The organism is Arthrobacter sp. N1 (genome assembly GCF_048288285.1).
In the GTDB taxonomy this organism is placed as follows: Bacteria; Actinomycetota; Actinomycetes; order Actinomycetales; family Micrococcaceae; genus Arthrobacter_D.
In genome coordinates this window covers 2,348,699-2,368,016 of the sequence record NZ_CP102608.1, presented here as the reverse complement: position 1 = coordinate 2,368,016, position 19,318 = coordinate 2,348,699, and the positions used below count along the sequence as shown (strand labels likewise).

The following is a 19,318-nucleotide window of genomic DNA, read 5'->3' as shown; positions in this document are numbered from 1 at the left end:
GGGCTGTCACTTGATTCGCTTCGGATTGCGGCCGATGAGCCGCACGATGCTCTTGAAGGGTCCGTCGGACTTCTTCGTCCCGACATAGTTGCCCTTCTTGTCGTACTTCTCCCAGCGCCCACTCTTCGTGTTCTGCTTCTGGTAGCGATCCTTGATCAGACCGACTCGCTTGCCCTCGCCCGTGTTCCTCGCCATGACGGCCCCCTTCTCCAGGCTGATCATATCGGCGCAGGAGCGCGCAACAGAGGTCGCTGCCACCCAACTACCAAATCCTGGTCGCGGTGAGGCTACGAGGCTCTGAGGTCGAAGTCCAGGTCCAGGCACTCCGGACTGGAAAGCTCGCGCCAGGCCGAGGTCACCCGGGCGCTCGGAAGCGCGGCGGCGATCGGCATCCGGTCGACGGCGACGAGCTGCCCGAGGTCCAGTCCGGTCAGCGCGGCGATGTCCCGGATCGGGACCTGGAAGGTCCGGAACGGACCCAGCGGAGGAGCGTCCCCGTCGTCGACGGCGCCCGGCCGGGGAACGTCCGGCAGGTCGGCCAGCTGCGGCGTCTGGTCGACGACGTAGCCGGTGGCGGCCAGAGTCCCCTCCTGCAGGAACACGGCGACCTTCAAGTAGCGCAGAGGGATCTCCACGCCGCGGTACATCGGGTCGAGGTCGCTGAACATCGGGCCCGTGAACACGATCAGGCGCCGGCCGTTGTCGGCGGCGTTCTCCAGCAGGTACGACTCCAGACCGAGCCAGAGCTCGAGGCCCTGGTTGAACTTCGCGGCCTGCGGGGCGGCGTTCGTGTAGTGGAAGGTGTCCTCGTTGGCGGTGGCGGCCTCGGCGCGGGTGTCGCCCCAGACGGCGGAGGCGCGGCGCACCAGGTGCCCGCGGTCGATGTCGTTGCGCGCGTAGACCCGCTCACCGGTCTGCTGGTCCTCCGGCAGCCGCGGATCCAAGCGCCAGTCGATCCCGGAGCGGTCGAGGTCCATCAGCTTCGCACCGTCGATCCCGAGTGCTGTGATGGCGGCAAGGCGCTTGTCCGGGCGCATCAGGACCGAGAAGTGCGTGTAGGGCAGCAGCACTGTGTCGACGCCGGCCAGTGACGGCACGGGCACCGGGACGCCGAGGAACTGCTCGTCGAAGCCCTCACGGTCGGCGAGGCTGGCGGTCGTGGCGGTGAGCACGGCCTGGGGTGCTGGCAGGGTGGCGTCCATCCGGCGAAGCTACCAGCGGCAGGTGACGGTCAGGTGAACCAGCGGTCACGGTACGGCCGCTGTTGTCTCCAGCGCCGAGCTGACGTGGACAGCCGCCCGGACTGCTCGGCTGCGCCGCTAGTGCAGCAGACAGATCCGCCCCGGCTCGATAGCGTTGCGGCAAACCGACCGAAGGACGCCCATGCGCCAGAGCAAAACCGTCAGGGACTTCACCGAGGCCGAGCTGGAGCTGGCGAAGGAGGGCGCCCTCCTCCACGGGCTCAGCCTTGAGCAGCTGGGCTTCTACGGTGCCATGGACCTCTCCGCGATCAGCGTCGGCCAGGGCATCGGTGAATTCGGACGAGGGGTGCTCGAACAGGCTGCCGAGAACGGACTGACCACCCCGGAGCTGATCGACTTTGCACGAACCGAGGGCCCTACGACTGGCACAAGGACGTGAAGCTCAATTCTATCTTCCACGCGCCGGTCGCCGATGCCGTGTGTCGGCCCCTCTCAGACGAGGAGTCCGCCGGCAGGAAGGTACTCACCTTTGCCACGCCGCAGGTGCTGCTCATCGACCCGTGGAACGGGCCCGGACACGAGACGGCGATCCCTGCGTCGATCACCTGCACCCTAAGCCGGCCGGAGGAGGGGGACGAGGCGGCCGACACCGCCCGCGTTTACCTCGACTCGGACACCTCCGGCTACTCCTGGGACGCGGTCCGCCGGCTCAACAAGGGTGCATACCGGCGGTGGGCACCGGCAGCGTGCTGGATCGACTGACAGCTCTCAGGTCGGAGGAAGGGCCCGTCACCCGATGAAGAGGTGATGGGCCCTTCGTTTGCCTGCCGTCAGCGCGCCCAGACCCAGTAGCCCACATCAGGGCATGAGAAAGGCCACCCGTCAGGTGGCCGTGGTACCCCTCGTCACTCTCTCTACGTTCCGTTCGGTCCTCAGGGTACCACGAAGAAGCAAATGCGCTCCATTGTTCGCGCATTCTTTCGATTCGCCTGTCCGACCATTGTCCACGCGTGTCCGACCGCTGTCCGACCACTGGTCGGACACGATTTTGAGGCATCGTCGCTAGTCAAAGTGCCATTGGGTGTTCCCAATCAGTTTGTCCGACCTGTCCGCCCGGAAAACAGGACACAGTATAGGGAGAGGGTATATATCTCCCTGGGGGAGGGAGGGTAAACATATAGGGAAGCCTGTGCGCATAGATAGATATTAGGTGGTCGGACAAGTCATATCTATCTATCTATGGCCCCTCCTTCCCTTTGTTTGAGCGGAACTTCTTGTCCGACCACATGGTCGGACAATGGTCGGACAGGATGGACAGTGGTCGGACAAGCCTCCGGGGCCGATCCCGCCCATGCCAGACTCCTCGTCGTGGCCGTCGAGGGCCGTGACGCCTCGCTCTACGCATGATTTAGGGCAGAAGGATCACATGCCTGCAGCAGCCACGCGATCGACCCAAGGCGTGCCAGCGCTAAGAAGGCCGCGCCCACCCAGCGAACCGCGAAGGCTGAACCCGCACAGCCTCGGGCGGCTTCACGCAGGACCGCACCGAAGGTCCGCCGCCGCTGAGAGGACCACCGCAGGCAAGATCACTGCGCGGACCTCCACCCGGACGCCTACCCGCCGCACGGCAGCGCGATCCAAGCTCGCGGCCGCTTCGAAGGCTGCGTCGAAGACCGCGCATAAGGCGACCGCGAAGACCGGATCCACAGCAGCATCGACCGCTGCGCCGGCAACCAAGAAGCGGACCTCCCGGGCGCCCAAGCCCGTCGGCCGTGAAGCGCTCTACTCGGGCAAGGTCTTCCGCTCCCGCCTCGAGGCCCGATGGCTGATCTTCCTGGACTTGCTCGACGTCAACTGGGACTACGAGCCCAGCCACTACCAGATCGGCCCTGAGCTCTTCTACCTTCCGGACTTCTACCTCCCTGAGCACCAGCTCTGGCTCAAGGTGAAGGGCTCGGCCTTCATGGACGCACGGTACTTCGACAGGATGCTCGATTTCCAGCGCCAGCAGCCCGAAGGCTGGCACCGGATGCAGCTCCAGCAGCTGGCCGCCCGCAACGAGCTGCTCGGCATCGTGAAGGCTGAACGGAACACCGTTCCGGTCGAAGAGAATGAGCACTTCACGACCCACCCCCTCTCGGCCCTCGAGTCGGAGATCGATCGCCGCATCGTCGCCGGCGAGGACGCCACAACCGAGTGGGCCGCGAAAGAGATGGCTGCCGACAGCGGCCAGGGTTACGGCACCGCCAACATCAAGGCACTGGCCAGGGACCGGGTGAAGGCCCGGCGGGACGCTCCACCCATCTAGGTGGGCAGAAACCGCGCGGGTCGTTGCCGCCGGGGATGGAAGCCGTCATGATCCTCACCGCGCTCCTGCGGCAAGATCACCTGTGGCATCACACCGGCGGCTGAGGCCGGCGTACCAATCATGGGACGCCGGCCTCAGCCGCCGGCGCCGGTTGCCGCACACAGATAGGTACCGGGACCAGGCACACGGCAGGCGAGTGCTTGGGCCGTTCGCTCTCGAAAGGACCCATCGTGATCAATCGGTTGAAGGCTCTGATTCTCGCCCTCGCCCTCGCCCTCGTCCTCTGCCTCGTGCTCGTCCCCGCCACCCCCGCGAACGCAGCCACCTACGACAAGCAGGGGATCACCGGCGAGCCCGCCTGTAGTGGCTTCGTCATCAAGAACTGCAACATGCGGAGCCTGTACCGCAACGTCTACGGGCGGACGACGACAAACGACCGCGCCAGCGTTCAGGCTGCAGTGCTCATGGCTACTGCCCCGTACGTCGGGAAAGACGCGCAGCTCCGTGCCGCCGTGGCGAACATCCTCTACAACATGAAGTCCAGCTCCTTCGGGACAAACCGGGTGCGCTGCGTCCGGCTGAACACGCTGGAAGCGGTCAAGAGCCAGGCGAAGGCAACCGTTCTGAGCGCGAACATTGCCAAAACCTTCGATGCTGCGAAGCGCGCCACCAACGTGACCGGCAAGGCTGTGCGCAGCACGAAGGTCGACACGTGGTTCCAGTCGGTCTTCAACGCGTACCTGTCCACGGGGAAAGAGGCGGCCAAGGTCGCCGGAAAGCAGACTGCCAGTGCGAACACCCGCGGCCATATGAATCACGCCGTGATGTGCTGACGTCCGTCCTGTGATGCTGAAGGCCGGCGACCCGATCACGGGCGCTGGCCTTCGTCGTCGGTGGCAGAATCTCATGGCGCCGCACACATATCGGGCATGACGACCTCGCTGACCCAGCCCCGCACCCCCGCCGGCCTTCCCGCGGGCGGACAGTTCTCGGCCGCACTCCACGCAGAACCGGCAGTCACCCTGTCGACCGAGGACCGGCAGCGCGAGCTGTACATCGCGGCGACCGGCGCGCTGAGCATCGGTGATCGGACCGCGGCCATCCGCGAAGCCATCAACGCCCGCGACACCGGCGCCGAGACCTTCAACGACGGTGAGATCGACCTGCTCGACCACCTTGTCGACGACGACCGGGCGCTGCTGAAGGCCCTGCACGACAACCGGAGCCTCGAGGACGGGGAACAGGGCGACTTCGGATCGATCCTCGCGAGCGACCTCATCGAGAACGCCCAGCGGCACGAAGCGGCCCAGATGCAGGCGCAGTGGCGCAGTTCGCCGCGGCCACCAGTCGACGTCGAGCCGAACCTTGCCTACGACATCCGCGACCCAAAACACCCCGGATTCCTGGACCGTGTTCTCGGCTGAAGTGGTCATCCCTACCTGCCCGCTGTGGATCCGCCCGCGTGCGCGGCGACGGAAATACCTGTTCGTCCCTGAGGCCTGACAGGTGTGATCCCACGGTCGGTGCCCGGTGCTACCGTTTGTGTTTCTGATCACTTGGGGGAGCCGGTATTCCTGTCTGGAATGCGGGGCGGTTTTGTACGCACCAGTCCTTCGGTGAGCCATTCCGTTTTCCACCAGGGGGAGTCCATCGTGACCCAGTACCAGCCATTTCCGAACCAAGCACCTGAAGCGAAGCCGTCCCGGCCGTGGTTCAAGAAGAAGCGTGTGATCGTCCCTGCGGGGGTCTTGGCACTGTTCATCTTCATCGGAGCTATCGGCGGTGGCGGCGAGGACGAGACTGTCGCGGCCGCATCCACCGAGACCACTCAGGCCGCTGTTGAGACGACGCCGGCGGCGGAGGAGACCATGTCGGCCGCCGAGGCCAGCGCGTCCGCCGAAGCGCAGGCCAGCGCTGATGCGCAGGAGGCAGCAGAGGCTGAGGCCCAGGCTTCCGCGGACGCCGCAGAAGCGGAGAAGAAGGCGCAGGAGGAGGCTGACGCGAAGGCAGCCGAAGAGGCCGCCGCCGCAGAAGCGGAGAAGAAGAAGGCCGAGGAAGAGGCCGCCGCCAAGGCTGCGGAGGTCGCCAAGAACGGAACGCCGAGCCAGTCCAACGCGCTGCGCAAGGCCGCCGACTACCTGGACTACTCCGCCTTCTCCCAGTCCGGTCTGACCGACCAGCTGATCTTCGAGGAGTTCTCGCCCGAGGACGCAGCCTGGGCCGTCGAGCGTGTGACCGTCGACTGGAATGAGCAGGCCGCGCTGAAGGCCGCCGACTACCTGGAGTACTCGGCGTTCTCCCGGGCCAGCCTGTTCGACCAGTTGGTCTTCGAGGGATTCACCCCGGAGCAGGCCGAGTACGGAGTGAGCACGACCGGACTCTAGCCACACCGCTGGCAGGCATGATGCACCATCGAAGCGGAGGGTCCACCAGGGCCCTCCGCTTCCGTTTGCGGGCGACCGTCGTGGAGCCGCACACAACGGGGCATGAGCCCCTCACCCCTAGCCCGTGTCGATGCGGGCGTCCCGTCCGGCGGGCAGTTCACTGCACGCCGCCGTACCGAGCCGACAGTTTCGCTCGGTGGTCCGGTCATCCCTGCCGGCCAGCTCCGTGCCCTGACGAACCTCGATCCAATGATGCCGACCATCGACCTGACGGATGACCAGCTGGTCGAGTTGCAGGGCGCCGTCGCGGCGTCCGGGGACTTCACCTCCCGGGCTGTCCGCAGGGGCGCAGAGGAGCTGTACCGGAACGAGCACGTGTACTCGCCCGATGAGTACGCGGAGTATGTCCGGACCGTCGGAGACAGCTCGGCCTACTCCGGCGACCCGAAGGCGGTCCGCCGCGACATCGAGCAGATGCGCAAGGACGCCCTGCGCGGACGGACGTCGTAGGGGATAGCGCCGCCCTGCACGCCGATCGCGGCTTCCGGTGACAGGCTGTGTGGATGGAAGAACGGATCATCACCGCGGCCATCGGCGCAGCTTTCGTCGGCGTCGGGATCCTGTGCGCCCTGCTGATCCCACGGATCAACCGGTTCCGTGCCACGCTCAGGAAGCCCGCCAATCCCAGGAGGGCCCTGAGCGTCTTCACGGCGTACGGCATCAGGAACTACATCGGCTTCTGCATCGGGACGGTGCTCTTCGGCCTTCTGCTCATCTTCGTCGGCGCGACCGACCGCGTGCACGGCTGGGAGCGGCAGTAGGCCTCGGCCGTTCGCCGTACCGGCGCCGGCTGCTTGAGGCGCCGCACACATGGGGGTATGACCACCACACAGAGCCGAGAGTCCAAGGGGCGCCCCACCGGCGGCCAGTTCGCTGCAACCGCACACGCCGAATCCGGTATCAGCCTTGAGCCGCGGAAGCGGAAGGTCACCTCCAAGGGGACCGAGTACGTCGTCACGCTGCCCGACGGCACGACAGCGAAGCGCACCAGTGCCCGCGCCTACTCGCACGTCGTCGTCGCCAGTGAGGAACGGCCCGAGCTGGTCATCGCGAACCGGCTGCGCCGCAACGAGGAGATCCGCCTGCAGAGCGAAGCAATCGACCGCGCGCTGGCCAACCCGGTCGCCAAGATCAAGAGCCGCGGCTTCACGCCCACCTCGCCCGATGGCGATCCTGACAAGGACTACCGCGGCGAGCCGTCTTACCACTCCCACGTCGCCACCATCCGCGACCCGCAGACGGGCGAGATCCTCGAGCACACCTGGGCCAACTCGAAGGGCATCTGCCGGGGCGGCTACGAGGAGGACGGCGAGTTCAACGTGCACAAGCCGTCGAATGCCAGGACCTACATGCTCGAGTCGCTGGCGAAGAAGCGCAAGGCCAACGACGAGTACATCGCGGCCAACCTCAAGGACATCGAAGCGGTCAAGGCGGGCACGTACCCCCTCCGCGGCCCGGGCGTCCTGCGCTGGTCGAGTCGGCCGGACCTCGCCCAGAAGGCCGCGTCCGGCGAGTTCACCTACACCGGCCAGACCAGGGAGATCACCGTCCAGGCGATCGACGAGCCGTAGGCCACCTGCGCCGGCGCGGGCACATCCGCTCCGGCGCCGCCCGGCCGCACACAGATAGGCATGAGCAACCAGCAGCGCGTCAGCCGGGGAATACCCACCGGCGGCCAGTTCAGCACCACCTCCCGCCAGGTGTCCGGCGTCACCCTTACGGGGCCGGCGCGCAAGCGGGATCGGCGCGGCACCCACTTCACCGTGACCCTGCCGGACGGCACCGTGGCCACCCGGGCAAGCCAGGCCAGCACCTACAGCCATGTCGTCGCAGCCAGTGCGGAGAAGCCCGAGCTGGTCATCAGGGAGCGGTCGCTTCGAGTCAGCGAGAGCGTCGCCCGGATCGAGGACATCGACCGGGTCATCGCGAACCCCGACATCAAGATGCGCTACGAGCTCGTCTCCCGGGGCTGGGAGGGCGGCACCGATCCCCACGGGCGAAACACTACAGCTCCTGCCGTGCCGTCATCGAGCACCCGGACGGCACGCAGGTTCATCCGCTGGCCGCGGTCAATTGCGACTCCTCGGGCACCACGCAGGGCGTGCGCCGGGACGACGGCAGCTACGATTCCTTGGCCCTGCAGTCGGCGCGCGATGCACTACTCGCACAGCTGAAGCGTGAGCGGGCCAAGGAGGAGCGGACCGCCAAGAAGGCACTGCGCGACATCGCCAGGGTCGAAGCCGGAACCTACCCGTTCGAGCCCGCGAAGGTGGAGCGCTGGTCCTCACGCGAGGATGCAGCGCTGAAAGCTGTGCGCGGGTTCGACGGGCCGCACCAGACGCGAGAAATCATGGTGCTGCCGGTCGACGAGCCGTAGATCTAGGAGTGCTGCGCTGCCAGGTACTCCTGCAGGGCCGACTCCGGAACGCGGAACGAACGGCCGAACCGAACGCTCGGGAGGGCACCGGAGTTCACCAGGCGGTACACCGTCATCTTCGAGACCCGCATCTGCTCTGCTACCTCTGCCACGGTCACGACCGGACCAATTACATTGCTCATGTCACTGCTGCCTTTCATCCCAGTAGTCCCCACTACTCACTCTGATACCTCTGGCACCACCCGAATAGAGTGGTGACTACCTGTCTTTGGAGCGGGACATTCGAGTGGTGAGGTGCCGCACACAGTCGGGCTTGAGCACCCTCCCGAAGACGACGACGTCCTCTTCGTTTGATCGAACGCGCGACGGCTGACCGAGTTCGGGGACCTCTTCACGCCCGCCTACAGGCACTGCTGGACGTCGCTGCGGCCGGTCGTCGCCACGTACTGGCAGTAGCCGCACACACATGGGCATGAGTACCTTTCCTGTATCCCGCGTCGCCGCTGGAGTCCCCACTGGCGGTCAGTTCGCGACCAGTGTCCACGCCGAGCCATCCCTGTCACTCGTCACCGCCGAGCCCGAGGTTCGCGGTGCGCTCGAGATCGAGGGCGCCCTGGCTGAGCGCCTCTTCGAGCGTGCCGAGATCGCGGGCCGCATCTCCGACATCGAGATGGACGGCGGCGTGTACCGCGCCAAGCTGACCACCGAGGACGGCCGTGAGTTCGGCTTCTCGCACGGCGGACAGGGCCTCGACATTTGGCGGGACACCCGCTTCGGCGACGACCACCACGGTGTAAGCGACGAGTACTACCAGGCCGGCGACCCCACAGTCGGCCTCACCTCGGACGAGGTGAAGGACGGCTTCGCGAAGTCCCGCACGGCCGCCGTCGTAGCCGACACCTGGAATGCCTGGTCCACCGTCCGCAGCAACGAGAATGTCACCTTCGAGCTGCCCCGTATCAACGACGACGGAGACGCCGAGATGGAGTTCAGCCTCCCCGGTGTCGACCATGAGCTCCACAACTACCGGATGGTCGTGCCGCGCGGCGCCACCGAGGCCCGCGTCTTCGACTACGAGGACAACGAACTCAGCCCACACATGTCGAAGGCTGTCCTCGAGGACGCAGCCGAGGCCGCAGGCGAGAAGCCGGACGCCGAGGCCGTCATCTTCTCGACCACCCGGTCGCTGGAGCCGATCGTGGAGGGAACCTGGTGAGCTTCGTCCGCAACAGGATCGCCGCCGGAGTTCCGTCCGGAGGTCGATTCGCCTCTGATGCCCGCAAGGAGGGCCGGGTCGGCCTCGGTCGCTGGCAGCCCGCCGACTCCGATGTCCTCCACTTCCGTGCGCTGGCGATCGAGGCTACGTGGCCGGACCTGACGCCGCAGCGGGCTCGGGAAATCCTCGCCCAGGAGGAGCAGGGGCCGACACCGCTGTCCTTGGCCGCCAGGGAGGAGTTCGACGATGTGCGCCAGGCGCTGGTGCGCAACCCGAACACGCCGGGGGATGTGCTGCACTGGTCTGTCGCGTTTCACGATCCCGAGCACGGCCAGGGGCTTCGGTACTCGCGGGATCCTGCGAAGTCCCTGATCACGCCCGTCCTCGAACACCCGAACGTGGACGATGAGACGCTCAGCCTCATCCCCTCGCAGGGCGACGAGAACGACGGCCGCCGGGCCCGGGTATTGCGAGCCACAAAGTTCCGGTCGGCGTCACCAGCCGGGAAGCTGCGCATCCTCAGGTCACGCGCCAGCAGGTTCCTGCTCTGAGCGCCGGCACGGGTACTCCGGCGACCGGCGTCGCGCACATGGCTCCCACGACGAGCCCCGTCCACCCGAGGAGGCAGCAGCTGTGAGCTCACCGATGTTCGATCTGCCAGTCCACGCATCCATTGGGCTGAACAGCGACGGCAACGGGCCCGAGTCGGACCCCGACCTGATCGAATCGAGCGTCTGCTGGGAGGACGGCCTGCCCTGGCCCTGCCCCGATGCGGAACCGGAGATGCCGGCGCTTGGCAGATCGACAATTCCAACCGGCATTGATTCTGTACGCCAATAGGTAATTTCCGCGTCATTCCGGGCATTTAGCGGGACTCCGGAAGCAATTTCCGGAAAAGTGCCCACACGGCTTTACTTTTGTGGAATGCGTGCCCTAGAGTTCTACATGTTGGTCCGAGTGGACCACGAGCAATCCGAGTGTGAGAGGAAGCCATGAGCGCCACGACGTTTACCGCCGCAGCGAATCGCCGCTTCCTCCTGCCCGCAAACGGATTGAACCTCACGCCAGCCCGCCAAGGGCTGAAGCCGGCCTATGGCCAGCAGTGGGCACATTCACGGCACCGGAGTACTCGACCCTAGCTGCATAGCAGCAGGATCAAGGCCGCTTCGGGTAAGTCCAGCCCAGAGGTGGCCTTCCTTTTTGCCCGGAAACGGGCCGGTCACCTCCGACCAGGATCCGCACCGCGGACCTAGGGATGTAGCTCAGCTGGTAGAGCAACGGACTCCAAATCCGTAGGCCGCAGGTTCGAACCCTGTCATCCCTGCGCAGTACCCGCACGCCCTCGGGCGATGCAATCGAGTATTGAGAATTCCATAGTGAACGTGATTTCAAGCGCGTGCGGAAGTTGTTGAAGGCCATATTCAGCAGCTGCAATTCCGTCATGCGCAAAAACAGTCGGTGACCGCTCCGCAGGCGCATTGTTTGCGGGGCGGGAACCGGCATTGGCGGATTACCCGAGAGGCCAAAGGGGGCTGACTGTAAATCAGCTGACGCACGTCTACGGGGGTTCGAATCCCTCATCCGCCACGGACCCTCCGGGGCCACGCCCGACTGGCGAAATTTGGCAGACGCACTGGGTTCAGGACTCAGCGCCGCAAGGCACCGGGGTTCGAGTCCCCGGTTGGGCACATGACAGCCGGAAAGACGGCGCACGGGGGCATAGCTCAGCTGGTAGAGCACCTGATTTGCAGTCAGGACGTCGCAGGTTCGACCCCTGTTGCCTCCACGGATGTTCCGGACTCTGTAAGTCCGGATGTTCCAGACCACCGACATTCACCGACCCACCTGAAGGGAGGGGCCATGCACGTCTTCCACGACATCGACGGCGCGTCCCACGCCTGCGACAACCACCCTCACCAGGGAGGCCACCGGATGGCTGAGGGACTGGGTGCCCATGACGGTGGCCGGCGCCTACCCCGGCCACATCTCGCTCGAGCTCGTCAGCCAGCTCAACGACTTCACCGCACATCCGGACCTGGTCAACGTGTGGCTGACGAACTGGGAGCGGTCAGCCGTCACCGAGTACGCTCCGTCGATCGGGTTGAACGGCACCGATTGGGTGGTACTCGAGGGACTGGAGAACGACGCGTCGTGGGACTGGTGGAAGCTGGCAGTTTTGCGTCACTTCCTCGGGGATCAGCCCGCCGAACCCTTCATCTGGATCGACGACGACATCGGATCCCACCCCAGCGCCCTGGAGTGGATCGACTCTCTGGCGGTCAAGCCGCTCATCGTGATCCCCAAGACAGGCCGCGGCATCACCCGGGCCGACATGGCCTTGATGCGGGCGTTTGGCGGCCGTTAGTCGAGGTTGATCGACGAGTGGTTCTCCGCGCAGGCATCGACAACCCGATTCCGCTGCATGAAGTACGCCACGCCGCTGTCCTCACTGAAGCTGGACTCGTACTCAGCGGCGTAGTCGTGTGCCTCCTGAATTGTCAGCCGCACCTCGCCCTCGGCGATGTCAGCCGCCCGACCGAGATCGTCGACGTGGCTCGAGAAAGCGCCCTTCGCCTCGTCCGGAGTGGAGTCCGGATCGTCGATGACGGCATCCAGATATGTCGCCGATGACTCGACCGCTTCGCAGGCGTCGGCACTGTTGGAGGATCCGCAGGCGCTCAGGGGCACCATCACGAGTGCGGCAAGTGCGAAGACAGCAGGACGACGATTCACGGATTCCCCCAAGGTGATCTGACACAGAGACTCTCGAATCCTAATCGGCTCCGAGTGAGCATCATGACGGCCGGAAAGACGGCACCTGCCTCTGTAGCTGAGATGGTTTAGCATCTGACTCTTAATCAGAAGACCCGGGTTCGATCCCCGGTGGGGGCACGCAGTACGACGACACCGCGCGCGGCAGGACGCAGCCACATGAATGCCGGCGGACACCGGGGTCGACGTATGCCGAACAGGGAGCCTTCCCTGGCTGTAGTGCATGCAGCCGAAACAGGCCATCGTCCGGCTGGAGCCGCAGGCAGGTCGACCTTGCCCAGGCGCGGAGTTGCCCGCGTCGCGGATGCACCTCCAGCCGGACCCATACTTCCCCGGGGCGAACCTGGGGCGGCGGGCAACCGTCATTCCCCCCGTAGCTCAACTGGCAGAGCATCGCACTGTTAATGCGAGGGTTACAGGTTCAAATCCTGTCGGGGGAGCAAGGCGCACAGCAATCGGGCCGCAATCGTCCCGTTGTGCCCGGTGGAAGCCCGGACCGTACTCCATGGGGTAACTGGCATCCCGCCGAGCTCTGGACTCGGAGATTCCTGGTTCGAATCCAGGTGGAGTAGCGCGATGAGCGCGGGGAAGACCACCGCCTCCGCCGCACACATGCCCCTTGCCCTGTGGGCGAACTGGCAGAGCCGCCGGGCTTTGGACCCGGAGTTTCCAGGTTCGAGCCCTGGTTGGGCAGCACACCGCCGCATTCGCGGCATAACTTCGCCCCCTACACCGCGGGGACGACGATCAAGCCTTGAAGGAGGCCGCACCATGGAATTCCCCGTAGCGCTCAGCGGCGCCAAAGCATCAACCCTCATGTGGGCACCCGAGCACGAAGTCGAGCCGGCCGCCCTCCAGCAGCTGTGCAATATCGCGGCCCTCGAGTACGTTCACGGGCTCCGCGTCATGCCCGATGTCCACCTCGGCAAGGGCGCCACCGTCGGATCCGTCATCGCGATGGAGTCGGCCATCTCCCCGAGCGCCGTCGGAGTCGACATCGGCTGCGGCGTCTCCGCCGTCCGCACTTCGCTCACGGCCGCCGACCTGCCCGAGGACCTCAAGCCCCTACGACTGGCAGTGGAGGCCACCATCCCGGTCGGCTTCCGCGGCCACGACGAGCGACTGAACCTCAAGCGCCTCGGCGTAACCGCGGGTCTGGATGCCTTCTGGGGCCGGTTCAAGGACCTGCACGGTGGCGTGCAGAAGCTCGAATCGCGGGCCCACTCGCAGCTAGGCTCCCTCGGCGGAGGAAACCATTTCCTCGAGATCACTCTCGACTCCGAGGACCGCGTGTGGCTCACCCTGCACTCCGGGTCACGGAACATCGGCAAGGAGCTGGCTGAGCGGCACATCTCGATTGCGAAGACCCTGCCGCAGAACCAGGACCTGCCGGACCGGGACCTGGCGGTGTTCCTCAAGGGGTCGCCCGAGATGGCTGCCTACCGTCGCGATCTCGACTGGGCGCAGGAGTTCGCGATGCGCTCACGCAAGATCATGATGGAGCTATTCAAGGGCACGCTCCGGTCCTCGCTGCCGACGGCAGACATCACCTTCGACAACGAGATCTCGTGCCACCACAACTACGTGGCCGAGGAGGAGATCGACGGCCGTCAGATGCTGGTCACCCGCAAGGGTGCCATCCGGGCCGGTTCCGGAGAGATGGGCCTCATCCCTGGATCGATGGGCACGGGCTCGTACATCGTGCGGGGGCTCGGCAACCCGGCCTCGTTCCAGTCGGCGTCTCACGGCGCCGGCCGGAGGATGAGCCGGACCAAGGCCAAGGCGACGTACACGGTCGAGGACCTCATCGAGCAGACCCACGGTGTCGAGTCCCGCAAGGACTCCGGCATCGTGGACGAGATCCCCGGCGCCTACAAGGACCTCAGCAAGGTCATTGCGGCGCAGTCCGACCTGGTCGACGTCGTGCAGCACCTGCGCACGATCCTCTGCGTGAAGGGCTGAACCACCCGGCGGTGCAGGGCGAGCTGCACCGCCATCGGGCTCCCTAGCTCAACGAATAGAGCACCTGATTACGGATCAGGCGGTTGTGGGTTCGAATCCCGCGGGGGCCACGCCTGCCTGACCCAACTGGCTAGAGGTGCCGCACTCAAAATGCGGAAGGTTCCGGTTCGAATCCGGAGGTGGGCACGGATGGACGGACCTCCGCACACATGGGCAGCAGGAACCATACACCGAGCAAGGAGATCCATGGCCAAGGACAACGGGACAGCGCCGAAGGCGCCGGAAACCCTCGTCGATGCCTACGCTGCGGCGAAGGACGTCTACGCCGACAACCAAGCCGCACACGGGGCTTTCGCAGGGCGCCCGTACGACGAGAAGCTTTACGGTGTCGCGGTCAATCCGCCGGCTCCGTGGGTGGCCATCGTGGATGCGCTGGTCGCGCTCGGCTGGAAGCCACCGGTGGAGGTGCCCGATGGCGTGCAGGTCTGGACGATCAGCGGAACGCCCGCCGAGGTGGCGCGCGCCGACGGCACGATGGCCTACCTGTCGCTGCCGAACGGCGAGGACTGGCTTGACGTCGAGGACCGCGGTGACATTTGGCTGGAGAACCCTGTGATCGACGTGAACTTCGAGCGACCCCGCAAGGAGATCGCCTGATGGCACTGACCCCGGATCGGCTTGCGCGCCTCGAGGAGCGGACCGTCGTCGACCCGGTGCCGGTCTGCCGAGTCTGCGGCCGGACCTTGAAGCTCTCGGCGGCCGGCAACGTGCCGGACTACTTCTGCCTGGACGATGACGGTCGTCCATCAGGGTACGACCCGGGAGATGGCGAGAGCGGCTGGACCCACTTCAGGAGGAGCAGGATGCCAGCGGGCCGCCGGGCGACTCCGACCTCAAGGCGTTGCTTGAGGAGCGGGAAGAGCTCCTCGAAGAGATCAGGGTGCTGGGGCTTCGATGAAGCTGCAGCGAGCCTGTGGGCCCACCCGGGTGGGCACCTGCTCCGGCAGGAGAGGGTCGAACCTCTGACAGGCACGGGATTCCGCAAACCCGCTACAGACAGCGCGGACGAGTAACGCCACGTGACGGCGGGAGGGTCCAGGGGACTGCAGTCGCCCGGACCCTCCACTGCCCCTTTAGCTCAGCTGGCTAGAGCACCTCAGTCGTAGTGAGGGGGTCGCTGGTTCGAATCCAGCAGGGGGCTCGGGCACCGGATCGGTTGCGGTCCGGTGAGCCACGATGACTGGTGCGGCTCGACCGTACGGAGCGGTAGAGGTGGAATGCCCGTAAGACCAGCGGGAGCCGTGGAACTCGGCGTCATCGACCACGGGGTGTAGCTCAGCTTGGTAGAGCGCCTGCTTTGGGAGCAGGAAGTCGCAGGTTCAACTCCTGTCACCCCGACGAGTGCCCGGCTGTGATGGGCACCGCGCCGCTTTAGCTCAGTTGGTAGAGCGCACGACTGAAAATCGTGAGGTCCCCGGTTCGAACCCGGGAGGTGGCACGCATCGAGGACCACCGCCCAGCCAGGGCGGCGAGGATCCCGAGCAGGAAGCAGGACCCGATGGAACCGCGCCCGATCTTCGATCTCGCCGACATGCCCGACTTCAACTGGGACACCCAGAAGGACCGGGCGGATTGGTCCACCAGGGACGTCAGCGCCCGAACGGTCGTCGTGAATCCGGTGTGGAACAAGCCGGACTGCGTCGAGCACGGCGCCATGAACTGCGTGTCGCCTCCCCGGAACATCTACCGGTGCCTGACGTGCGGCCGCGCCGCCTACTCGCCGGTGCTCGTGCCGGCGGAGTAGGCGATCCGCCCGAGAGGGCATCTGCAGACGAAGCCCTGAGGGTAGGGCGCCTGGCTTCCAACCAGGAGGCAGGGGGTTCGATCCCCGCCGTCTGCTCGGGGCGCGCACGAACGCAGGTCCAGAACGTCCTCGAAATTCTGAACCTGCTGCATCTGCACGCTGAAGCTCTGCACGCCACGAGGCTCCTCACCAGGAGCATCGAACTACGCGAGGACCTCCTGATCTCGCTGTCGACGATGGCCACCGCATCAATCCGCGGTCTCGGCAGGATCCCGCTCGATGACATCCTCGGGGCCAAGGAGCCATCGGAGGGCTTCGGCGAGGAATGGCACGGCGAGCTCGAGCACTTCATCCACGTCTGTTGGCAACGGGTCTTCGTCGGCGTCGTCCTGGAGGAGAGCTTGTACGGCCAGGACCTCAACGTGCGCGCCTCGACACTCGACACGGCAACCGGGAAGGCCGTGAAGCTGCAGGCCTACTGGCAGGACGGGGAGGGCGACGAGCCGGTGCTCTGGTTGTCCGCCGGCGGCCGCACGCAGGCGGCGCATGCGGACCCTGAGATGACCGAGATGCTCTCCGGGTTCCACGCCGGCACCCGGGACCACCTGCGCAGCGCCCTCACGCTGCTGCATCGGCTGGGCGACCTGGCCGAGGAGATCGCGGCTGGCAAGGCGGTCCAGACAGCCAGCATGCTCACACCCCAGTCCGCGGACCCCGACCTCGCCGAGTTGGCAGAGACTCGCATCCACGCCGAAGCGCTCGAGGATGCGCTGGCCGCGATGAACGGGATCGCGAGGATCTACACCGGCTCCGTCGAGCGGGGTGTCCGCGACTCGTAGGCCAATCCCGCTGGCTGTCCTCGGGCGGTGGTAGCTTTCCCCTGACGTCAGGGGGACGACATGCCGCGCACACTCATCTACAAGCCGTGTGAGCACTGCGGCACGTCCTTCACCCTCAAGGGCAGCCAGTCCCTTGCTGCGCAGCTGAAGTCCCGCTTCTGCTCCGTGGAGTGCAGGTCCGCCGCCGGCCGCCGCGATGTCACCTGCGAGCACTGCGGCAGGACCGTCAGTTTGAAGGCCAACCGCGCGGCAAACCAGAGGTACTGCAGCCGGAAGTGCATGTTCGCCGCCTTGCGCTGCCCGGTGTGTGGCCGCCTCGGGCCCGAGGAACGCCGTGCCCAGGGCACGCTCGTCTGTTCCGACCGCTGCGACCTCATCTTGGCCCTCGAAGCGGAATTTGCCATCACCGGTGAGCTCCATGCGCCCTGCGGCCGGTGCAGGCGGGTGCTTCCGGGACACTGCTTCACCCGGGACAAGACCAGCCGGAACGGGCTTTCGAACCGGTGCAAGCAGTGCGCAAGCGATTACTACCAGGGGAACAAGGACCAGTACCAGCTTCGGCGCTACCGCTACCAGGCGGTCGGCCCGCATCTGGTGGTGCCCTTCACCCCGGACCAACGCGACGCCCGATTCGCCCTGTGGGGCGGCCGCTGCTGGATGTGCGGCATCGCCGACGCAGACCAGACGGACCATGTGAAGCCCGTGTCCAAGGGTGGGGCGCACTGCCTGGCAAACCTACGGCCCATTTGCTCGCCCTGCAACGCCAGCAAGGGCGGGCGGTGGCCGCTGCCTCGCGAGGCACTGCAGGCGCGCTTCAGGCACCCGAGGCCGCGCTTCGGAAGCGCGATCGAGCTCGTCACGCCCCGCCGGCCCCGCGTCGACTGGACCTGCCAGCACTGCCACAAGACGTCGAAAGTGCGGGCGTGCGACGCCGAAGTGAAGAAGTACTGCTCCGTCGAGTGCCGGACGGCCGCGCGCGCCGGAACGACGATCGATCTGACGTGCCTGAACATGCGCTGCAACCGCGTCTTCACACTGCCCGACCACAAGGGCTCCCGGCACCGGAAGTTCTGCAGCATCGAGTGCGCCTGGATTGCCAGAAACCGGCCGGCGCACTGGGGCGAGGTCGCCGAGGGTCAGCTGGCCCTCTTCTAGGCGCCGTGAGCATCGAAGCTGAAGCTGCGGGAACGTCAATCGAGCTGTCCGGCTTCGTCAGGAAATCGGCCCGGACCCCGCTGTGACCAGCGGCGATATTCAGCTGCGGAATTTGGGCCAAAGAAACTATAGATTCCCCCCGAGCTACCGTATAGCCTCAGGTTCGGGCAGACAAAGTAGTCGCCCAGATTATCGAATCGGGGGATTTGTGAAACATTCAACAAGGCGTCTCTTTGCTGCTATGGCCGTTGCGATTTGTGTTGCTTCGGCGCCGAATGCAGCTCAAGCAGCTCCAGCGGAGAACCTTCAAGCACAGGTGAAGTCCGTCGACATCGCCGGGGTGAAGGACACGCCGGCCAACAAGAAGAAAGCAATTCAGATCTCGGAGGGCCTACTCGGGTCAGTGGACCCGGGAGCATACTTCGCCGGTCTCAAGGAGACGGATAAGGCACTGTTCACCGCGTACTCGATGCCTGCAGACACCAAGACCGAGGTGGAAATCGCTCCCCTTGACGCCGACGCTCTAGCTTCGAAGAAGGCTGGCGTCGTTCCGGACGGGGAGTTCTCGACCATGGCGGTTGGGTGCTGGGGCAACTACGCCTACCGAGAGGTGACGAATGCCTTCGGTGGCCGTCTCTACGGTATGCGGGTGGACGGCACTTGGTGCTCGAATGGACTGACCGTGACGAGTGCGAAGCGCACCAACTCTGTCGGCGACACGAGCTGGGTCGGTTGGAGCCATCAGGGGCTCATCAACTCGCAGACTGGTATCGTCACGAACCAGGCTCGCATGTGGGTGCAGCATCGCTTCGTGTACGGATCCAATGGTTGGGTCGTGCAGACCTCTGACATTTGCCTGCGACTGCGAGGCTACTTCGATGCAAGGGCCTATCAGGACTTTGCCTGCAGTCTCTACTAGAAAGCGGACGCCATGACGCAAATGTTGTCTCCTCGGCAAGCCGCTCCGTCGACATCCAGGCTGGGCCCGCTGGTCATATCAATCGCAATTCTGCTCTCCGTCGTCGCAATCTTTCTTCTGCCGATCGCCGGAATATTCATTTCCGCGATAGCCGCAGTATGGGCTTGGGGGCCGCGCCTTCGAGATAGGAGATATTCCGGTCTTCGATGGCTCGTCGTGGCGGTACTCGTGGCAAATATCGTTTCCTTGCTGCTGGCACTGCCAGTGGGTGGAGGCAGCGGTGGAGTCGGGGTGTCGATTCCGATTTGACCTGACGACAT

Annotated in this window: 25 protein-coding genes and 13 tRNA genes; 34 read left to right on the top strand and 4 right to left on the bottom strand. The window is 65.6% G+C overall.

What is annotated here, in order from left to right:
- Positions 1–6: 6 nt before the first annotated feature.
- Together NVV32_RS10915 and NVV32_RS10910 are read right to left on the bottom strand one after the other, a co-directional pair.
- Complete coding sequence (locus NVV32_RS10915) at positions 7–195, bottom strand: hypothetical protein (protein WP_422390160.1); 189 nt, start codon at positions 193–195, stop codon at positions 7–9.
- A gap of 92 nt (positions 196–287) precedes the next feature.
- Positions 288–1,202, bottom strand: coding sequence for a DNA/RNA non-specific endonuclease (locus NVV32_RS10910; protein ID WP_422390159.1), 915 nt, complete (start codon positions 1,200–1,202; stop codon positions 288–290).
- A gap of 181 nt (positions 1,203–1,383) precedes the next feature.
- Between NVV32_RS10910 and NVV32_RS10905 the strand changes: the two genes are divergently transcribed.
- From NVV32_RS10905 to NVV32_RS10855, 11 genes are all read left to right on the top strand, one after another.
- On the top strand, positions 1,384–1,641 hold the full coding sequence (locus NVV32_RS10905) for a hypothetical protein (RefSeq protein ID WP_422390158.1): 258 nt from the start codon (positions 1,384–1,386) through the stop codon (positions 1,639–1,641).
- On the top strand, positions 1,638–1,964 hold the full coding sequence (locus tag NVV32_RS10900; RefSeq protein ID WP_422390157.1) for a hypothetical protein: 327 nt from the start codon (positions 1,638–1,640) through the stop codon (positions 1,962–1,964). The genes NVV32_RS10905 and NVV32_RS10900 overlap by 4 nt, the downstream gene beginning before the upstream one ends.
- A gap of 664 nt (positions 1,965–2,628) precedes the next feature.
- Positions 2,629–3,510: a hypothetical protein gene (locus tag NVV32_RS10895; protein ID WP_422390156.1), complete on the top strand. Its 882-nt coding sequence runs from the start codon at positions 2,629–2,631 to the stop codon at positions 3,508–3,510.
- Between the two features lie 230 nt (positions 3,511–3,740).
- A complete protein-coding gene (locus tag NVV32_RS10890) occupies positions 3,741–4,343 on the top strand; it encodes a hypothetical protein (RefSeq protein WP_422390155.1) in 603 nt (200 codons plus the stop codon).
- A 96-nt stretch (positions 4,344–4,439) separates the two neighbouring features.
- Entirely contained in the window at positions 4,440–4,934 is a 495-nt protein-coding gene (locus NVV32_RS10885; protein WP_422390154.1) for a hypothetical protein, read from the top strand.
- A gap of 192 nt (positions 4,935–5,126) precedes the next feature.
- Complete coding sequence (locus NVV32_RS10880; RefSeq protein ID WP_422390153.1) at positions 5,127–5,894, top strand: Ltp family lipoprotein; 768 nt, start codon at positions 5,127–5,129, stop codon at positions 5,892–5,894.
- 102 nt (positions 5,895–5,996) lie between these two features.
- Positions 5,997–6,404, top strand: coding sequence for a hypothetical protein (locus NVV32_RS10875; RefSeq protein ID WP_422390152.1), 408 nt, complete (start codon positions 5,997–5,999; stop codon positions 6,402–6,404).
- 53 nt (positions 6,405–6,457) lie between these two features.
- Positions 6,458–6,715: a hypothetical protein gene (locus NVV32_RS10870; RefSeq protein WP_422390151.1), complete on the top strand. Its 258-nt coding sequence runs from the start codon at positions 6,458–6,460 to the stop codon at positions 6,713–6,715.
- 57 nt (positions 6,716–6,772) lie between these two features.
- Positions 6,773–7,525: a hypothetical protein gene (locus tag NVV32_RS10865; RefSeq protein ID WP_422390150.1), complete on the top strand. Its 753-nt coding sequence runs from the start codon at positions 6,773–6,775 to the stop codon at positions 7,523–7,525.
- Positions 7,526–7,585: 60 nt separating this feature from the next.
- Complete coding sequence (locus NVV32_RS10860; RefSeq protein WP_422390149.1) at positions 7,586–8,128, top strand: hypothetical protein; 543 nt, start codon at positions 7,586–7,588, stop codon at positions 8,126–8,128.
- On the top strand, positions 8,086–8,331 hold the full coding sequence (locus NVV32_RS10855) for a hypothetical protein (RefSeq protein ID WP_422390148.1): 246 nt from the start codon (positions 8,086–8,088) through the stop codon (positions 8,329–8,331). The genes NVV32_RS10860 and NVV32_RS10855 overlap by 43 nt, the downstream gene beginning before the upstream one ends.
- Before the next feature lie 2 nt (positions 8,332–8,333).
- Here the strand turns inward: NVV32_RS10855 and NVV32_RS10850 are convergent, their stop codons facing one another.
- A complete protein-coding gene (locus NVV32_RS10850; RefSeq protein ID WP_422390147.1) occupies positions 8,334–8,531 on the bottom strand; it encodes a helix-turn-helix domain-containing protein in 198 nt (65 codons plus the stop codon).
- Between the two features lie 272 nt (positions 8,532–8,803).
- Between NVV32_RS10850 and NVV32_RS10845 the strand changes: the two genes are divergently transcribed.
- The 7 genes from NVV32_RS10845 to NVV32_RS10815 all read left to right on the top strand — a co-directional run bounded on the left by NVV32_RS10845 (position 8,804) and on the right by NVV32_RS10815 (position 11,912).
- Positions 8,804–9,547, top strand: coding sequence for a hypothetical protein (locus tag NVV32_RS10845; protein ID WP_422390146.1), 744 nt, complete (start codon positions 8,804–8,806; stop codon positions 9,545–9,547).
- Positions 9,544–10,098 (top strand): hypothetical protein, encoded by a 555-nt coding sequence (locus NVV32_RS10840; protein ID WP_422390145.1) that lies wholly within the window; start codon positions 9,544–9,546, stop codon positions 10,096–10,098. Before NVV32_RS10845 ends, NVV32_RS10840 begins: the two co-directional genes overlap by 4 nt.
- 700 nt (positions 10,099–10,798) lie before the next feature.
- A tRNA-Trp gene (locus NVV32_RS10835) sits at positions 10,799–10,871 on the top strand.
- A gap of 180 nt (positions 10,872–11,051) precedes the next feature.
- Positions 11,052–11,134 (top strand) — tRNA-Tyr (locus NVV32_RS10830).
- 18 nt (positions 11,135–11,152) lie between these two features.
- A tRNA-Leu gene (locus NVV32_RS10825) sits at positions 11,153–11,235 on the top strand.
- Positions 11,236–11,260: 25 nt separating this feature from the next.
- Positions 11,261–11,333: transfer RNA gene (locus NVV32_RS10820), tRNA-Ala, on the top strand.
- A gap of 168 nt (positions 11,334–11,501) precedes the next feature.
- Positions 11,502–11,912 carry a hypothetical protein gene (locus NVV32_RS10815; protein ID WP_422390144.1) on the top strand — a complete coding sequence of 137 codons (411 nt, stop codon included), beginning with the start codon at positions 11,502–11,504 and terminating at the stop codon, positions 11,910–11,912.
- On the opposite strand, the gene NVV32_RS10810 is transcribed toward NVV32_RS10815, so the two are convergent.
- Complete coding sequence (locus tag NVV32_RS10810) at positions 11,909–12,280, bottom strand: hypothetical protein (protein ID WP_422390143.1); 372 nt, start codon at positions 12,278–12,280, stop codon at positions 11,909–11,911. The two genes, NVV32_RS10815 and NVV32_RS10810, sit on opposite strands and share 4 nt — an antisense overlap.
- An 87-nt stretch (positions 12,281–12,367) precedes the next feature.
- Here NVV32_RS10810 and NVV32_RS10805 point away from each other — a divergent pair.
- The 16 genes from NVV32_RS10805 to NVV32_RS10730 all read left to right on the top strand — a co-directional run bounded on the left by NVV32_RS10805 (position 12,368) and on the right by NVV32_RS10730 (position 18,998).
- Positions 12,368–12,439 (top strand) — tRNA-Lys (locus NVV32_RS10805).
- Positions 12,440–12,686: 247 nt separating this feature from the next.
- A tRNA-Asn gene (locus NVV32_RS10800) sits at positions 12,687–12,759 on the top strand.
- A gap of 180 nt (positions 12,760–12,939) precedes the next feature.
- A tRNA-Gln gene (locus tag NVV32_RS10795) sits at positions 12,940–13,013 on the top strand.
- Between the two features lie 77 nt (positions 13,014–13,090).
- Entirely contained in the window at positions 13,091–14,281 is a 1,191-nt protein-coding gene (locus tag NVV32_RS10790) for an RtcB family protein (protein WP_422390142.1), read from the top strand.
- A gap of 37 nt (positions 14,282–14,318) precedes the next feature.
- Positions 14,319–14,391 (top strand) — tRNA-Arg (locus NVV32_RS10785).
- A 1-nt stretch (position 14,392) separates the two neighbouring features.
- Positions 14,393–14,467 (top strand) — tRNA-Leu (locus tag NVV32_RS10780).
- 60 nt (positions 14,468–14,527) lie between these two features.
- A complete protein-coding gene (locus NVV32_RS10775; RefSeq protein WP_422390141.1) occupies positions 14,528–14,938 on the top strand; it encodes a hypothetical protein in 411 nt (136 codons plus the stop codon).
- Positions 14,938–15,354 (top strand): hypothetical protein, encoded by a 417-nt coding sequence (locus NVV32_RS10770; protein WP_422390140.1) that lies wholly within the window; start codon positions 14,938–14,940, stop codon positions 15,352–15,354. Before NVV32_RS10775 ends, NVV32_RS10770 begins: the two co-directional genes overlap by 1 nt.
- Positions 15,355–15,408: 54 nt before the next feature.
- A tRNA-Thr gene (locus tag NVV32_RS10765) sits at positions 15,409–15,482 on the top strand.
- A gap of 123 nt (positions 15,483–15,605) precedes the next feature.
- A tRNA-Pro gene (locus NVV32_RS10760) sits at positions 15,606–15,679 on the top strand.
- A 27-nt stretch (positions 15,680–15,706) separates the two neighbouring features.
- Positions 15,707–15,779, top strand: a tRNA-Phe gene (locus NVV32_RS10755).
- Between the two features lie 60 nt (positions 15,780–15,839).
- Positions 15,840–16,085 carry a hypothetical protein gene (locus NVV32_RS10750; RefSeq protein WP_422390139.1) on the top strand — a complete coding sequence of 82 codons (246 nt, stop codon included), beginning with the start codon at positions 15,840–15,842 and terminating at the stop codon, positions 16,083–16,085.
- Positions 16,086–16,108: 23 nt separating this feature from the next.
- A tRNA-Gly gene (locus NVV32_RS10745) sits at positions 16,109–16,181 on the top strand.
- Between the two features lie 140 nt (positions 16,182–16,321).
- The gene (locus NVV32_RS10740) at positions 16,322–16,924 is read left to right on the top strand and encodes a hypothetical protein (RefSeq protein WP_422390138.1); all 603 of its coding nucleotides are present in this window, start codon (positions 16,322–16,324) and stop codon (positions 16,922–16,924) included.
- Between the two features lie 60 nt (positions 16,925–16,984).
- Positions 16,985–18,079, top strand: coding sequence for an HNH endonuclease (locus NVV32_RS10735; RefSeq protein ID WP_422390137.1), 1,095 nt, complete (start codon positions 16,985–16,987; stop codon positions 18,077–18,079).
- 241 nt (positions 18,080–18,320) lie between these two features.
- Positions 18,321–18,998 carry a hypothetical protein gene (locus NVV32_RS10730; RefSeq protein WP_422390136.1) on the top strand — a complete coding sequence of 226 codons (678 nt, stop codon included), beginning with the start codon at positions 18,321–18,323 and terminating at the stop codon, positions 18,996–18,998.
- Positions 18,999–19,318: the final 320 nt, after the last annotated feature.